The sequence below is a fragment of the Halomonas sp. DP8Y7-1 genome (assembly GCF_019801685.1).
GTDB lineage: Bacteria > Pseudomonadota > Gammaproteobacteria > Pseudomonadales > Halomonadaceae > Halomonas > Halomonas litopenaei_A.
Genome location: NZ_JAHVIN010000004.1, coordinates 82,799 through 98,301 on the forward strand (window position 1 = coordinate 82,799; position 15,503 = coordinate 98,301).

The window sequence follows — 15,503 nt, forward strand, 5'->3', positions numbered from 1 at the left end:
CGCCCATCCAACCGCCACCGGAGAACGACACTCATGCCCCTGTCACTGCCTCACGCTCTCATCAAACGCCACGCCTGGATGGCGTTGGCGGGACTCGCCCTTGGCCCCCAGGCCTTGGCGGCCGAACCTACGCAGGTGGTCACCAGCTTCAGTGTACTGGCCGATATGGTTCGCAACGTCGGTGGTGACAGGGTTGAGGTCACCTCCCTGGTCGGGACCGATAGCGACCCCCACGTCTACTCTCCTCGCCCCACCGATGCCAGAGCCCTGGCAGAGGCCGACCTTGTGGTGCTCAACGGCCTGCAGTTCGAGGGTTGGATGACACGCCTGCTGGACGCCAGTGGCTACCAAGGCACGACCGTTATCGCCACTGAGGGCGTACCAGTGCTGGCCTATGGCGGCCAGTCGCTGCATCAACAGAGCGACCACAGCGAACACCAGGGTCATGACGACCACGCTGAGCATGCAGGCCATGACGGCCATGACGGCCATGACGAGCATGACCATGCAGAGCACGCTGGCCATGACAGCCACGACGAGCATGATCACGCGGATCACGACGACCACGCTGGCCATGACAGCCACGACGAGCATGATCACGCGGATCATGACGGCCACGACCATGGACAGTATGATCCCCACGCCTGGCTCGACTTGTCGGCAGGGCTGATCTACGTCGCCAATATCCGCGATGGCCTGATCGCCGTAGATCCCGACAACAGCGCCCACTACACCGCCAGGGCCGATAGCTACATGGCGGACATCAAGGCGGCTCATCAACAGGTGCTGACGCTGCTGGACGACCTGCCAGACCATGCTCAGGTCATTGTCGGCCACGACGCCTTCGGTCACTTTTCGCGTGCCTACGGGATCGACTTCCTGTCGCCGGTGGGCCTTTCCACCGAAGCGGAACCATCAGCCGCCGATATCGCCCAAATGGTGGACATCATTCGCGAGCGCCAGATCCCCGCGCTGTTCATTGAAAACATGTCCAGTCCGGCGCTGATGGAACAGCTGTCCGAGGAAACGGGGGTGCCCATCGCCGGTACGCTGTATAACGGAGCGCTGTCGGAAAACGGCATGACCTCCCACTACGTGGGGATGATCCTGCACAACGCCGAGGTGCTGCACCAAGGCCTGCTGCACCAGGATGCCTCCGAATCATCAGACCATGACCACGATCATGATCATGATCATGATCATGCAGCGCATGACGACCATCAGCACTGATCACTCTTGCGCATCCGCTAGCATGCAAAGGACCGCCCGAGGGCGGTCCTTTAGCGAGGCACTGAACGCATCAGCGAAGCGCTGAACACATCAGCCGGGCTTGCCGAGACGCCAGGCGCCCGCAGTCCAGCCAGCGCTATCAGGCGTCAGGAATCTCCAGCGCCTGCTGAATCACCGGCCAGGCTTCTTCGCCATCTCGCGTGGTCACTCCCTCGACGAACGACCGGGTCTGCTCGGGATGTTGCTGTAGCCACTCCAGCGCCACCTGCTCCGGCTCACGCTCTTCGTAGCTGAATCCACGAATCATCGCGCTCTGGTCGTCTGCGCTGAAGACCAGTTGGTCCAGCAGGCGTGTGGCATTGGGATGGCTCTGCGCGAACTCGCGACGGACCAGTGTCCGCACGTCGCTGCGACCGCCCTCCGGCCCCCACATGTCGTTCGGATCATCCAGGTAGCGAACGTCGAACTCAATGTTCATCCAGTGCGGCGTCCAGCCCGCGAACACAATCCACTCTTCACGATCGATGGCCGCATCCACGGCACTGAGCATGCCGGGGGTGGAGGTTTCCGACAGCTCCCAGTCGCCCAGACCATAGCTGTCGTCGTCCACTGCGGCATTCAGCGAGTCGCTCATGCCGGAGCCGACTTCGATGGAGTAGATCGTGCGATCCAGACGCTCGGCAAACTCTTCCTTGTCCAGGTCTTCCGCCGATGTCAGACCCGCGTCGTACACATACGCCGGAACGGCGAACCCCAGCCGGGCGCCATCAACGTTGTTGCCGAGATCCTCAAGGGTGGGCTCGTCGCCCTCGAAGCTGGCGTCGTACATCCCCTGCTGGGCAGGCAGCCAGGCCGCCAGAAAGGCATCCAGCTCGCCTTGGCGCAGGGCCTGGTAGGTAATGGTAGAGCCAAGCTCTTCCTGTACGGGTTGATAGCCGAGCGTCTCCAGCAGGGTGGATGCCAGGGCCGTCTTGACCGTCACTCCCGGCCAGGCGGGAACGGAAAAACGAACCTGGGCATCTTCCTGAGTCGAGCGCTCTGCTTCCGCCTGGGCGGCCAATGGTGTAGCGGCCATCAAGGCGGCCAGCACAGCAGCAGACATCGTGTAATACGGCATGAAGCACCTGTAGATTGCGATAGAGGTCTCTACCATACCCTCTCAGCGCTGTGCCTCAAGGCGGCGCCTTCAACGGCTCCTTTGCTGAAGTTTGCCAAGAATGCCGGGCTGATCCAGTCTTAAGAGGAAACGGCACACTGGTGAAACGCCCCTCACCAAGAGCCCCGCCGGTCCCCTATATCCCCCCGTGGGAGGAGGCAAGTAGATGGCTGATATCGACTACACTCTCGAGCGCCAGATCACCATCAAGGCGCTAGCCAGGGCGCTGGCCCACGGTTTTTCTCCGATCGTCGAAGTCGAGTCCATGGATGGCATCTACACGGTGCGCTTCCACCATGCCAACGGAGCATCGGAGCTGGCCGACGACAAGGGCCGCACACGCACCTTCCTCGGCACCGGAGAAATTCGTGAGCTGCTGGGCGGCGTCGGCCTTACCCACGGCGTGCTGACCTGGTCGGATCAATGCGGCGATGAAATGATCGGGGTGGAAGGCAAGGCCATGACACCGGATGAGATGCTGGCCAACGGCACTCGTATTGCCTTCCGCTGAGGCGAGGCGTTGTCCGAGACGTCGAAGAGCGACGGTGAGGCAAGGAAAAAATCGTTGAGAAATAGCAGCTTACGCTATGCCAATGAGCACGTTAAGCCGATATTAAACGCCGTATCACCAGGTGCAGGCCCTTTTCAGACCAGCCCTGGACTATTGGCCTGCACGTCATGACAGAGTACCGTAAGCCTCATCATGCCTGTGCAGAGCACGCCGCAATGAGCGCATTGACGCCTTACCTGGCCAGATGGTCCCTGATGTGCACGCTGCTGTTGATGCTGGCCGGCTGTGCGTCGCCCCAGCTGGATACCAGCGGCGGCAACAAGGGGCTGTCCATGGAGCGTGCCCTGATCCTGTCGGAAGCCAGGGGCTCCCTGGGCACCCCCTATCGCTTTGGCGGCAATGACCCTCGCGGACTCGACTGTTCCGGCCTGGTGCAGATGGCTTACTCCCGGGCCGGCATCAGTGTCCCCCGGTCCTCACGGGAGCAATATCACCAATTGCCGGCGATTGACCAGCCACGCCCGGGCGACCTGCTGTTCTTCGCCACCGGCAAGGGCTCCGAGGTCAGCCATGTCGGCATCTTCGCCGGTAACGACGTCATGATTCATGCGCCGGGCCGGGGCCGCCAGGTCACCACGACATCGCTGACCCTCGACTACTGGCAAGAGCGTTTCGTCGGCGCCGCCGCCGCCGCGCCTTGAACGGGGCGCTGCGCTGATCTCTCTCTTTCTCTCCTTCTCTCCTTCTCGCGTTCTTGCGTTCTGCGCCGTCCGCCGCCCTGTTGCATGCGCCACCATCCGACTTTATCGACCAAGGTCGCATCAAGACGAATGAACGCTATGCTGTTTCGAGCATCAGAATATGTCACATAGTCGTCAACAAAGCTTAAGCACTCGTTAAGGTGGCGCCGCTACGATGGCATCGACCCTTTACCCAGCAACGATAAGGAACCGTCTTCATGCCTTTCCTGCAACAGGTCAGCAGATCTCACGCCCGCCTCTCCCTGCGCGGATGGCTGTCGGTCAGCGTTGCCATACTCGGCGGCATGGCCCTGATGGCATTCTGGTCGCCGATCAGCCTGTCGCTTGGCACGCTCAGCCTGATTCTGGGCAGCATGGCGCTGTGGCCGCGTTCCAGCGCCGCCCACACAGAGGCAGACCTGGATCGTGAGGCTCGCGTTGCCGAGACAGCCCACGCCAAGACAGCATTCTCGCTGACGCACCTGGCCCTCGCGGCGGTGGGTGTACTGGTCGCCCTGCAACTGCTGGCCTGATGACGCTCCATCCAGCGGCGTAAGAACATCGTGGCTTTACAGCTGCGCGCCATGCCCGGATCATGAGGCCCTGGTTATCTGATTGCCGCAGCGTGCCCTGCATCCGCTGCGCAGCCGAGACAAAGGCCTCACATGACATCCGCCCTTGCCGGCGCCGATATTGGCGCCACGCTGACGCGACTGCGCCAGTCCACGCCACTGGTACATAGCATTACCAACTACGTGGCCATGAACCCCGCCGCCAATGTGCTGCTGGCCCTGGGCGCATCGCCCGCCATGGTGCACGCCGCCGAAGAGGCAGCCGAGTTCGCGGCGCTCGCCGATGCTCTGGTCATCAACATCGGTACCCTTTCTGCCCCCTGGGTCGATGCCATGTTGAGCGCTGCCGAGTCCGCTCAACAACAACAGACCCCCTGGGTGCTGGATCCTGTGGCGATTGGCGCTACACGCTTTCGACGTGACGCCTGTGCCCGCCTGCTCGAGTTTTCTCCGACTATCATCCGCGGCAACGCCTCAGAGATCATCGCCCTCGCCGGCGACGCCCTGGGCGGGCGAGGCGTCGATTCCACCGCAACCAGTGACGACGCGCTCACGGCGGCGGTGGCCCTGGCCAGACGTCAGCAGGCAGTGGTCGCCGTCACCGGCGAGGTCGACCTGGTCACGGATGGCCAGCGATGCGTCCGCATTGCGGGAGGCCATGCCCTGATGCCGCGAGTCACGGCCCTTGGCTGCGCTCTTTCCGGAGTGATAGCGGCCTTCGCGGCCTGTGAGGAGGACCCACTATTGGCTACGGCCTGCGCCCTCACCTGCTACGCTGAGGCGGGAGCTCAGGCCGGGCAGACGGCGCCGGGGCCTGGTAGTTTTGCGGTAGCCTTCATTGACGCACTGCACCAGCTGTCTGCCGATGCACTGGCCAACCGCACGCCCCTGGAGATCAGCACTCTCCCATGACCCGCTGTTCCCGCCTGCCCCTTCACTCTTTTCAAGGATGCTGCACGTGACGCGATCTCCCCGCCGATTCGACCGACAGGCCCTGCGCCTCTATCTGGTGACAGACCCCGAGCTGTGCGCTGAGAGGGGAATCGAGGACACCGTGATACAGGCCGTCAACGGCGGCGTGACCCTGGTCCAGCTTCGCGACAAGGGGGCCAGCGATGAGGAACTGGTAGCCCTGGCACTGCGCTTGAAACCTCTGCTTGCCGAGCACCGCATCCCTCTGGTCATCAATGATCGGGTTCAGGTCGCCGTTGCCGCCAAGGTCGACGGCGTACACCTTGGCCAGGACGATGGCGATGTGAGCGAGGCTCGCCGCCTGCTGGGCGACGAGGCGATCATTGGGCTGTCGGTTCAGCGTCCCGAACAGCTGACACAGCTGGATGTGCGGGCGCTGGACTATCTCGGCCTGGGCCCGGTATTCGCTACCTCCACAAAGCGCGACCACGCGACCCCGCTAGGCGTTGATGGCCTGTCCTCGCTGGTGGCGGCCAGCCCGCTGCCCAGCGTGGCGATTGGGGGGCTGAAGCGAGAACATGCCGCCGCCATACGGGCAAGCGGTGCCGATGGCATGGCCGTGGTCTCCGCCATCTGCGGCCAACCCGACCCGAGCCAGGCCGCCCAGGACCTGCTGGCGGCCTGGGAAGGGTAAGTCGCCCAGGGATCCGGCACGCCGCAACCACTAAGGTTGCGGTCGCCGACGCCCATGGACCATCGCCGCGATCAGGTTATCGCCTTGTTTGCGGCCTTCCAGCACCGCACCAAGCACATGCACGGGCACCAGGCAGAGAACGGCGGTCGCCAGCCCTTCATGCAGCTCCTCCATCCAATGCAGGTCGTGGAAGCGTTCGGTGTGCACCATCAGCATGCCCGTCGTTCCTAGCCCCAGCAGCAAGGCGAGCAGGCTGATCATCATCAGCGCCCCCAGCGGCGTGTGGGTGATGCGACCGCCTTCTGCCGCGTGACCGCGAATCGCTGCCTTGAGTCGCGCTGGCGTCGGCCAGAAACTCGTCCAGCGCACTGACCAGGGGCCCACCAGGCCCCACAGGATACGAAGGCCGATCAACCCCACCAGGGTATAGCCGATATAGCGGTGAGGGCCAATCTCTGCGTAGTTGAGCGCAAATCCGAGCACCAGTGCCCAATGAAAGACTCGCACCAGCGGATCCCACACCATGATGCGCTGCGGGGTCGGGGTCCTTGCTGCCGTTGTCATCTCGCTACTCCCGTCGAAGGTACGCGACATCGCGCGGAAGTAGGCTGGCATTCAACCCTTAAGCCTCGCTTACGCGAGACGCCCTCGCGCGAGTGGGAGCAGACGAGTCGCTACCGATCGTTTTATGCCGTAGGGCGACGCTTGAGGCCGGTGCGCCCTTCCTGGTAGGCAATCGCCAGGCCGCTGGCGATGATCAAGGTGCCGCCGACCCATACGCCCCAATCCGGCAGCTCTCCCCAGAACAGCCAGCCCAGCAGCACCGCCCATAGCATGGCGGTGTAGTCGAAGGGCGCGGCGATGGCCGCAGGGGCGTGACGAAATGCCAGCGTGATGAACGCCGTGGCACCCACCCCAAGCACACCCGCCATCAGAAAGGCCGGCCAGTGCGCCGCTTCCGGCGCCTGCCAAACCAACGGCAATGCGAGCCCGGTGATCACAAAAGGCACCAGGGTCATGTAGAACACCATCGCCCAGAGATGCTCGCGAGCGCCGTAGCGACGTGCGGTGATCATCATCAGGGCGTAGAACACCGCTGCCCCCAACATGGCCAGCGCGCCCAGAGAGATGCCGTCGCTACCTGGCCGGACCACCACCAGAACGCCGACAAAACCCACCAGAGAGGCACACAATACGGGCATGCTGACCTTCTCACCCAGCAGCGGCACCGACAGTAGACTCACGAACAGCGGAGCCGCGAAGGCAATGGCGGTACCTTCCGCCAGCGGCATCAGGGTCAGCCCCAGCACAAAGCAACCCATCGTGCCGGTATAGATCAGCCCTCGCACCAGGTGCACACCAGGGCGACGGGTGGCCAGCGTGCGAAGTCCGCTTCCCCTCCACGCCAGCAGCATGATCATCGGCAGCGATACCAGGGTTCGGAAGAAGATGATCTGGACCGGCGAATGCACCTCTCCCAGCCACTTCGAGATGGCATCCCCCAATGCCAGGCACAATACCCCCAGGCACATGAACCCGATTCCCTTCACTGACGATGCCATTCGACCTCCCTGCTGGACTGAAAAATGCGACGCTTGGATACCCGCCTGGATAGCACCCGTCACTCGTCACAAGCCGCCGGTCAGTCATCGCCAGTCACTCGCTGTCCGTCACCAACTGTCCGGTGCTCACTTTCCGGTACTGGCTTTCCGGTGCTGACGTTTTGTTACTACGGCGGCCCCCGACCCGGTGGCCGGCGGAGTGCTTATGGAAGAACGGGTAGAAGAACGGACAACAGTACGTAACGCCGTTCAGGCAGTGCTCAATAACGTTAGGGGGATAACGCTTTTGAGGCAAGCATCTTGCACCATGACTGTGCAAGTGCGTAGACACCGGGGTCACACGCCATGCAAAAGGCCCGCCGAAGCGGGCCTCACAGGACAGGCGGGGCTGGCATCAAGGTGCTTACAGACTCGCCTGCACCACCATGCAGTCCATGCCCTGCTCCATCAGGCGACGGCAGGCCGAACGCGCCTGCCCCTCCTGAAGGTCCAGGACCTGCGCGCGATAGATGTTGGCGTTATCCGCCCTGGCGACAGCCACGCGAGCATGGGACATCTCGCTTGCCAGGCGATTGGCCGCCTGGCTGGCCTGGCTGCGGGCGCTGTCCATGTCGCTGAACGCGCCCACCTGAACCCCCCAGTCGCCGGTCTGCGCAACGCTGGGTGCCGACGACGCCGTCGCCCTGGGCTCTGGGCGAGTCGCGGTCGGCACCGAGGCGGCGACAGGAATGGACGCCACCGCAGGGGCCGAGCTAGGGGCATCATCCATCAGTCGACGCAGCGGGTCCGTCTGGGGCCGGGTGCCAGAGATCACCGGCGTCGACGACTCGAAGCGCACGGGCGTCCCTGCACTCTGGCGACTGGCAACCTGGGCAGGCGGCACGATGGTCTCGACCCGCGACGGCTGCACCGCAGTGGACGAGGTCTGGGCCAGGCGTGATGACGTTGGCACAGGGGCTGAGATCAATCCGCGCTGACGTGGTGCCATCAACTCGCCGCCAGATACATCGGTGCTGGCAAGAAAGCCGCGGCCATCCGACAGGGAAGCACGCAGAAAGCCACGATCCAGCACGCTCATCATTTGTTCATCCCGGGACGCGGCGGTATACCCCCCCATGACCACGGCCACCATGCGGCGTCCGTTGCGGGTCGCCGACGTCGCCACATTGAAGCCTGACGCACGGATGAAACCGGTCTTCAGGCCATCGGTTCCGGGGTACTTGGTCAACAGCCGGTTATGGCCGGTATGCCGTGTGCCGCGCCAGGTAAATTCCGTCAGCGAGAAGTAGGGGTAGTACTGGGGGAAGTCCAGCATCAAGCGCCGGGCCAGGATCACCATGTCCCGGGCGGTAGTCACCTGCCCTGAATCCGGCAGGCCCGAGGCGTTGCGGAAGGTGGTGTTGTTCATCCCGAGACTACGCGCCTTGCGCGTCATCATTTCCGCAAAGTGTGACTCGGTGCCGCCCAGCGACTCCGCCACCACCACGGCCACGTCATTGGCCGAGCGCACGATCAGCGCCTGGATGGCCTTTTCCACGGGAATGGTATCCCCGGGCTTGAGCCATAGCTTGGTCGCTGGCATTGACGCCGCATGGGACGACACGGGCAGCGGTTGCCCCAGACTCATGGACCGCCCCTCGAGCGACTCGAACAGCATGTAGAGCGTCATCATCTTGGTCAGCGAGGCGGGGTAACGCGACTCGTCGGCATGTTCTGCATAGAGGATCTCATGCGTCTCGGCGTCTACCACGATACCGGCGTAGCGCGGATTGCCGGCGTGAGCCGACTGTACCATCAGGCACGTCACCACCAGCGCTATCAGCATGGTCAGCGACCGCCACACGGAATACCTTGTGGTCACCATTATCCAAAACCCCTGCGATTTATCCGACTGCACTGACGGCATTATGACCCACTTACACCGACTGTACAGGCCCAATTAACGTGGCTTTGCCATCAATAGCGGTATGACATTGCCGATTTTGTGCAGGCGCCTTCGCCAGCCCTCAATCCGCAGCGTCTCCCTCGAGGCCCGCGCGCACCAGCAGCGCCTGTGGATCCACCTTGTCCCACTGCCCCGGCTTGAGGAAACGCTTGGCAAAATCCCGATAGACTCGCTGCTCCAGCAGCAGCCGGTACAGGTCGGGGTCCAGATGGCCATCGCGCACCATGTCCGCCAGCAGCGCCAACGCCCGCGACAGCGTCATGGCGGCCTTGTAGGGACGGTCTGCAGCGGTCAGCGCCTCGAACACATCGGCCATCACCATCACTTTTTCCTCGAGGCTCGCTTCCTTCAGCTTCAGGCGCCGAGGATACCCCGTACCATCCATGCGCTCATGATGATTGCCGGCAATCGAGGGCACCTGGCGCAGATGCGCCGGCCACGGCAGCGCCTCGAGCATCATGATCGTCTGGATCACATGCTCCTGAATGCGAAAGCGTTCGACATCATTGAGCGTACCGCGGCGAACCGACAGGTTGTAAAGCTCGCCGTGATGACCCGCCAGCGGACAGGGTGACATGTCAAACTGCCAACGATTGTCCGGATCGCCGCGTTCCACCGCGGGCCGCGAGCGATGCCAGGGAATCTCGTGGCGCGGCAGATCAGCAAGCAGGCGCTCCTCAGCGGGCAGACGACGTACCGGCTCCCGCGCCATGCGTGCCAGCTCATCCCGAGACAGCCCCAGGCGATCGTCAAAGTGGCGCCACCAGCGCCACTCGGCGATCGTGGCCAGTTGCTCGAGCAAGGCGTCACTGATGGCTTCGCCGCCACGATTGGCCTCGGCTACGCACTCGAAGGCGGCAGTAAGCTCTTGCTGGCGGGCATGCCGCCGCCGTTCGAGAATGACCGGATCACCACCGTGAGCCCGGCCCTGCCAATAGGCCACGTCGGCATCTCGCCACAACACGTCGAAGCGAGTGCGGATTTCATGAATGCGATCATATCGGGCTTCCAGCTTGGTGGCCTTTTCCATCACCTCATCGGGAATGGCCAGCTTGCCGCAATCATGCAGCCATGCGGCCAGATGAAAGGCACTGCGCTGGCGCTGATCAAAGTGGACCTCGGCAAAGGCCCCCGAATCCGCTCGCTCTATGGCATTGACGATCAACTCCGCCAGGGCGGGGACCCGCGAGCAATGACTGCCGGTATGCGGTGACTTGGCATCGATGGCACGGGCCACCAGCTTGACGATGCCGTCCAGCAGACGCGCCTCGCCCTGGAGCAACCTGCGCAGGTCGATGGCCACCGCCGCCGCGGACGACACCTCCTTCACAAAGGCACGCCAGTGCAGGTCATCGTCGTCGGTCGAACGCAAGGCCACCGCCAGCAGTCCCAGAATCGCCCCCTCTCGATTGCACAGCGGCTGCAGCAGATAGCCGTGCTGATCAAAGTCAGCCTCAAGCCTTGCCAGGGCACCTTCGGGGGACCCTTCAAGTGCCAGCGCAGGTGCCCTGGGGTCGCTGTCCGGGTCACGGGCCTCACCCGACTGCGCCACGCGCTCAAAGCGCCTCTCGTTATGTTCATCGGCCAGATAGATGGCGCCGGAGCGGCTGCCAGCACCCTGCAGCAAGTCTTCGAGGATGCTGGTCAGCATCGGTGCCAGCTGCGGCTCGCTGTTGAGTACGCGGGTGATGCGCCCAAACCCTTCCACTCCCCGGGACAAGCGCCCCAGGGCCAGACTCAGCCCCCTGACCTCCGCCACTCGCGAGCTCACTCCGTGGCAACCGGCGAAGTCGTAGCGGCCCAGCGCTTCCACCTGCTCGGACAACCGCTGCAGCGGCCGGCCAAGACGCCGTCCCAGAACCAGCCCCAGCGGCAGTAGCGCTAGCGTCACCATGCCGGCCAGCACCGAGCTTTCGATGATCATCTGCCCCGCACCGGCGGAGAGCTCATCCTCCGGCACCACCGCCAATAGCTGGGTGGGCTGGTCCCCCAGACGCGCAAACGGCAGCATCAGCCCCCACCAATGACGCCCTTCGTGCTCTAGTCGCACAGGGCTTTGCTCGCCCGACGGTAGGTGCTCTCTCGTGTGTTCCAGCGCTCTCAACTTTCGTAGCACGGGAAAATTCAGCTCGTCGATCGATGCCAGGCGGCCATCCGTGACCGCCCTGCTCGACCCTGGCTGATCGAGCAGGGCAGTGCCAGGCGTCGCGTTCAAGGTCGAGCTGGAGGTCGTGGGTGCGCTGGAGGAGGAGCTGGCTGGGTTGCTGGCTGGGTTGCTGGCTGAGGCACTGACAGTGTCGTCTCCAGCGCTGTGGGTGGTGGTCGCCAGCGCCTGCCCCGTGTCCGTCACGATCGCCATGCGGGTGCCCGGAGTCAGCCGCAGGCTGTCCATTCCCAGGCCGAGGTCCTGGGAGGCCACATCGAGCCCCACCACCACCTCGCCATGACGTCGTGCCATGCTGATGCCGATCTCGCCTGTGTAGTAGAACGCGTAGGGCGCCGTCAGGTAAGACGTTCCTTCCCTGCTGGCCCGCTGAAACCAGGGACGTGTACGCGGATCAAAGAAGTACTGAGCCAGAGGCTCTCGCCCAAGCGGACTCAGCCGCTGATCGTACAGTCGCCATTCGCTGGCGTCCGCGGCGCTGGTATCCCCCGGCACGACCAACGCCAGGTAAGCGGCGTCGGGGTGATGGGCAAGCTCCGGCCGCACGCTCTCCATCATCCGCTCCACGGACCGAAACATCACGAAATCGCCGTCACCATTGGCCATGTAGACGGCGTCAATCAGGCGGTGGGCGGCCAGCGCAGACGCCATCAGCGGACGTTGCTCCAGCCAGTCGCTGGCGCTACCGGTGGTACCACTTGCCAGCATGTCGATGGCGACCTGGGACGGCCTGACCAGCGCCTGGGTATGTGCCTCCAGGGTGCTGACCAGCTGATGCGACGTTTCTTCCAGGGTCGCGCCCAGGGTGCGCTGGGACTGATGCCAGGAAAACCACAGCAGCGCGACCGCCATGACCGTCATGACGGCCGCGATGACGACGCCGATCAGCCACTGCATCGAGACGACGAAACGCTGACGGTGCATGATCGAGCCTCGTATGTACGCCGGGGCGGCTGCCTAGGGGGAATCCTCGCGCGCAAGGGCGCAACGGGCTCCTACAACTATATGCAGCATCGATACTTTTTGCCTGCTTACACCGCCATGAAGGGGAGGCTAGGGGGTCAGCACCCCAGGTGGGAGGGCGCCGACCGTGTGGCACGCGCCTTGATCGCCGCCAGATCGACATCATCGCGCTGTCGGCTGGCGACAAAGCTGTCGGCGTAGCGACGCCATACGCCGCTATCCAGCAGCAGCAGGAAGAGCTGGGCATCCAGGTGTCCCTCGCTGACCATGTCCGCCAGGATCTCCAGCGCGCGGGACAGGGAAAGCCCGACCTTGTAGGGACGATCAGAGGCGGTCAGCGCCTCGAACACGTCGGCCAGCGCCATGACGCGCTCTTCAATGCTGGCCTCGCTGAGCTTGACCTGGCGCGGGTAGCCGCGGCCGTCCATGCGCTCATGATGATTGCCGGCGATTTCCGGCACCCGCCGCAGGTGGGCCGGCCACGGCAGCGACTCGAGCATGATGATGGTCTGGATCACATGCTCCTGCATACGAAAGCGTTCGACATCATTGAGGGTGCCGCGAGGCACGCTCAGGTTGTATAACTCGCCCTGGTGCTCGGCCAGGGCTGGGGGCTGCATGGCAAAGCCCCAGCGGTTGAGGGGGTCTTCCGGGTGCACCGGCGGACAGGCGCGCTGCCAGGCCAGGCGATGACGGGGCTGATCAGCGAGCAGCTGCTCCTGGGCTGGCAGCGGGTGCACCGGCTCATCGACCAGCTGGGCCAGCTCGGCCTTGGACAGCCCCAGCCGATCATCGAAATGCCGCTGCCAGCACCAGCTGCCGATCTCCACCAGGCGCTGCTGCAACGCTGCTCCCATCGTCTCGCCGCCCTGGTTGGCCCTGGCGACACAGGCGAAGGCATCGCTAAGCTCCTGGCGGCGCTGTAAACGCGTCGCTGCCAGGGTTGTCGCATCACGGCCCTCGGCCAGCCCCCGCCAATAGTCCACATCGGCGTCCCGCCACAGCACTTCAAAGCGGGTCCGCACTTCATGAATCCGGTTATAGCGGGTCTCCAGCTTGGTGGCTTTTTCCATGATGTGGTCAGGGGTGGTCAGCTTGCCACAGTCATGCAGCCAGGCGGCCAGATGAAAGGTCGCCCGCTGGTCATCGCTCAGACTGATGGCGGCGAAAGGCCCCTGGGTAGCCTTGTCCACCTCGTCGATCAGCATCTCGGCCAGCTGCGGCACTCGTGAACAGTGGCCTCCCGTATGGGGAGACTTGGCATCCGTGGCCTTGGCCACCAGCTGGATCATCGCATCCAACAGGCGAGCCTCGGCTTCCAGCAGGCGCCGCATGTCGATTGCCACCGCCGCCACCGAGGAGACTTCGGCGACAAAGTTGCGCCAGCGGCCAGCATTGTGATCGCGCCGCGGGCGAGCCAGCAACAGCACGCCCAGGCGCTTGTCGGCACGGTCCCGCAGCGACTGCACCAGATACCCTCTCGCCTCCAGCTGTTCGCGCACCTCGGCCAGTGGGCCACTGGCAGTGGCAATCTCGAGGGCCTCGGGCAGCGGCTCCGATGCGTCAGCGCATCCTGCTTCGGCGGTGGCCACGAAGCGATCAGCCCGTGCCTCGTCGGCCAGATAGATCATGCCATGGTGGCTACCGGTCACGCTGAGCAGCTCCCCGAGTATCGCCTCGAGCATGGCATCAAGGCCCTGCTCGCGCCCCAGTATCCGGTTGATCTGCTGAAACTTGCCCGCTCGGTGCACCAGGGTGTCCAGAGCCCGGGACAGGTGCGATACCTCACTCACCCATGACTCCACGCCACGATAGGCCTCCAGGTTGAAATCCGAGATAGTGCGCACCTGCTGGGCCAGGGCCCGTAGCGGTCGTCCCAGGCGATGAGCCAACAGGATGCCCATCGGCACCATCAGCGTGACCAGACCGAGAGACAGCAACAGGCGATGCCACAGTGATTCCCGCATGCTGGCCATCAGCTCGGCCTCTGGAGTGGCCACCAGCAGCCAGGCCAGGCGACTGCCCAGCATGTCGAATGACAGCGCCAGCCCCCACCATTGCTGGTCGCCGTGAGCAAAGCGCACTGGCCGCTCAATGACATTCAGCGATCTCAGCGTCACCAACGGGGTATCGCCAAGATCGCTGAGCGTGGTACCCGGCAGCGGCGCCTGGCCCTGGTCGATGTCATGCGCCAACAAGAGCCCATCCGGCGTGGTGATGGCCAGACGAGACCCGGGCTCGGTGGAAAATCGCTGAATCTCGTGGCCCAGGTCCTCTGAGGTCATGTCGATACCCAGCACGGCCCGGCCACTGTGGGAACGTTGCGACAGGGTGACTCCCTGCTCGCCGTTGGTGAAGAAGGTATAAGGGTCCGACAGGTGCGGCAGAAAATCGGTTTCCGCGTCGCGATACCAGGGGCGCGTCCTCGGGTCGAAGCCGTAGTCGACCACCGGATACCGACGCATCTCACGCAGCTGGCCATCCAGCACCTGCCAGTAGCCCTCCTCCTGCCGGCGACTGGCCAACCCCTGCGGGGCCCCGGAGTCGCCGTGCAGGACCAGGGTCAGGTAGATACCGCCGGTCAGGTCAACCTCGGCAGGAATGGCCGTGGGAGAAATACGCTCGATCAGCCGCACCATCAAGAAGTCGCCGGTGTCGCTGCCGATGTAGGCGCTGCCGAGTACCTCCTGGGCCCCTACCGCGGCCGCCAGCAGCTGCAGCATATTGGCGCCGCTGGTGCTGTGGAACTTGTCCACGTCCGCTTCGCTGACCAGCACCCCGAGCATGGCGCGAGCGGGCTCCAGCAGAGCCTGCGTTCGCACTTCCACCATCGTCGACAGCTGCTGACTGGTCCGCTCCAGCGACTGCACCAGCGAGGCTCTCGCCTGGTACCACGACTGCCACAGCAACAGCCCCGCCAGCACCAGCATCATGCCGACGATGGAGGCAGCGATCAGTAGCTGTATGGGCTGTTCTCGATGGAAAGGCAGGCGCATCAAGACGACTCGAAAGAGGCTGTGGCTGGGTGACAGGAATCTATCACTCTATGCCAAT

General features: G+C 63.9%; 12 protein-coding genes. 6 read left to right on the plus strand and 6 right to left on the minus strand.

Annotated elements, in window-relative coordinates:
* Window positions 1–33 precede the first annotated feature (33 nt).
* Window positions 34–1,230, plus strand: a complete 1,197-nt coding sequence (locus tag KUV41_RS04985; RefSeq protein ID WP_222484672.1) for a metal ABC transporter solute-binding protein, Zn/Mn family — start codon at window positions 34–36, stop codon at window positions 1,228–1,230.
* Between the two features lie 139 nt (window positions 1,231–1,369).
* Here the strand turns inward: KUV41_RS04985 and KUV41_RS04990 are convergent, their stop codons facing one another.
* On the minus strand, window positions 1,370–2,347 hold the full coding sequence (locus KUV41_RS04990) for an ABC transporter substrate-binding protein (RefSeq protein ID WP_206943810.1): 978 nt from the start codon (window positions 2,345–2,347) through the stop codon (window positions 1,370–1,372).
* 205 nt (window positions 2,348–2,552) lie between these two features.
* On the opposite strand from KUV41_RS04990, the gene KUV41_RS04995 reads away from it, so the two are divergent.
* From KUV41_RS04995 to thiE, 5 genes are all read left to right on the plus strand, one after another.
* Window positions 2,553–2,897: a hypothetical protein gene (locus tag KUV41_RS04995; protein WP_206943808.1), complete on the plus strand. Its 345-nt coding sequence runs from the start codon at window positions 2,553–2,555 to the stop codon at window positions 2,895–2,897.
* A gap of 215 nt (window positions 2,898–3,112) precedes the next feature.
* Window positions 3,113–3,598 carry a C40 family peptidase gene (locus KUV41_RS05000; protein WP_222484674.1) on the plus strand — a complete coding sequence of 162 codons (486 nt, stop codon included), beginning with the start codon at window positions 3,113–3,115 and terminating at the stop codon, window positions 3,596–3,598.
* 257 nt (window positions 3,599–3,855) lie between these two features.
* Complete coding sequence (locus tag KUV41_RS05005; protein WP_222484676.1) at window positions 3,856–4,170, plus strand: hypothetical protein; 315 nt, start codon at window positions 3,856–3,858, stop codon at window positions 4,168–4,170.
* A 132-nt stretch (window positions 4,171–4,302) separates the two neighbouring features.
* Complete coding sequence (gene thiM / locus KUV41_RS05010) at window positions 4,303–5,121, plus strand: hydroxyethylthiazole kinase (RefSeq protein WP_222484678.1); 819 nt, start codon at window positions 4,303–4,305, stop codon at window positions 5,119–5,121.
* A gap of 46 nt (window positions 5,122–5,167) precedes the next feature.
* Window positions 5,168–5,815, plus strand: a complete 648-nt coding sequence (gene thiE / locus KUV41_RS05015) for a thiamine phosphate synthase (protein WP_315900546.1) — start codon at window positions 5,168–5,170, stop codon at window positions 5,813–5,815.
* A 30-nt stretch (window positions 5,816–5,845) separates the two neighbouring features.
* Here thiE and KUV41_RS05020 read toward each other — a convergent pair whose 3' ends face one another.
* The 5 genes from KUV41_RS05020 to KUV41_RS19485 all read right to left on the minus strand — a co-directional run bounded on the left by KUV41_RS05020 (window position 5,846) and on the right by KUV41_RS19485 (window position 15,445).
* Window positions 5,846–6,379, minus strand: a complete 534-nt coding sequence (locus KUV41_RS05020; protein WP_222162440.1) for a cytochrome b/b6 domain-containing protein — start codon at window positions 6,377–6,379, stop codon at window positions 5,846–5,848.
* Between the two features lie 122 nt (window positions 6,380–6,501).
* Window positions 6,502–7,377, minus strand: coding sequence for a DMT family transporter (locus KUV41_RS05025; protein WP_222484686.1), 876 nt, complete (start codon window positions 7,375–7,377; stop codon window positions 6,502–6,504).
* 403 nt (window positions 7,378–7,780) lie between these two features.
* On the minus strand, window positions 7,781–9,202 hold the full coding sequence (locus KUV41_RS05030; RefSeq protein ID WP_224851957.1) for a serine hydrolase: 1,422 nt from the start codon (window positions 9,200–9,202) through the stop codon (window positions 7,781–7,783).
* A gap of 181 nt (window positions 9,203–9,383) precedes the next feature.
* Window positions 9,384–12,410, minus strand: a complete 3,027-nt coding sequence (locus KUV41_RS19480; RefSeq protein ID WP_261395915.1) for an HD domain-containing phosphohydrolase — start codon at window positions 12,408–12,410, stop codon at window positions 9,384–9,386.
* Window positions 12,411–12,547: 137 nt separating this feature from the next.
* Entirely contained in the window at window positions 12,548–15,445 is a 2,898-nt protein-coding gene (locus KUV41_RS19485) for an HD domain-containing phosphohydrolase (protein WP_261395916.1), read from the minus strand.
* Between the last annotated feature and the right edge of the window lie 58 nt (window positions 15,446–15,503).

What these genes read in the sequence shown, in the direction of transcription:
- KUV41_RS04985 (WP_222484672.1), top strand. Translation starts at nt 34, where the DNA reads ATGCCCCTGTCACTGCCTCACGCTCTCATCAAACGCCACGCCTGGATG.
- KUV41_RS04990 (WP_206943810.1), bottom strand. Translation starts at nt 2,347, where the DNA reads ATGCCGTATTACACGATGTCTGCTGCTGTGCTGGCCGCCTTGATGGCC.
- KUV41_RS04995 (WP_206943808.1), top strand. Translation starts at nt 2,553, where the DNA reads ATGGCTGATATCGACTACACTCTCGAGCGCCAGATCACCATCAAGGCG.
- KUV41_RS05000 (WP_222484674.1), top strand. Translation starts at nt 3,113, where the DNA reads ATGAGCGCATTGACGCCTTACCTGGCCAGATGGTCCCTGATGTGCACG.
- KUV41_RS05005 (WP_222484676.1), top strand. Translation starts at nt 3,856, where the DNA reads ATGCCTTTCCTGCAACAGGTCAGCAGATCTCACGCCCGCCTCTCCCTG.
- thiM (WP_222484678.1), top strand. Translation starts at nt 4,303, where the DNA reads ATGACATCCGCCCTTGCCGGCGCCGATATTGGCGCCACGCTGACGCGA.
- KUV41_RS05020 (WP_222162440.1), bottom strand. Translation starts at nt 6,379, where the DNA reads ATGACAACGGCAGCAAGGACCCCGACCCCGCAGCGCATCATGGTGTGG.
- KUV41_RS05025 (WP_222484686.1), bottom strand. Translation starts at nt 7,377, where the DNA reads ATGGCATCGTCAGTGAAGGGAATCGGGTTCATGTGCCTGGGGGTATTG.
- KUV41_RS05030 (WP_224851957.1), bottom strand. Translation starts at nt 9,202, where the DNA reads ATGCTGATAGCGCTGGTGGTGACGTGCCTGATGGTACAGTCGGCTCAC.
- KUV41_RS19480 (WP_261395915.1), bottom strand. Translation starts at nt 12,410, where the DNA reads ATGCACCGTCAGCGTTTCGTCGTCTCGATGCAGTGGCTGATCGGCGTC.
- KUV41_RS19485 (WP_261395916.1), bottom strand. Translation starts at nt 15,445, where the DNA reads ATGCGCCTGCCTTTCCATCGAGAACAGCCCATACAGCTACTGATCGCT.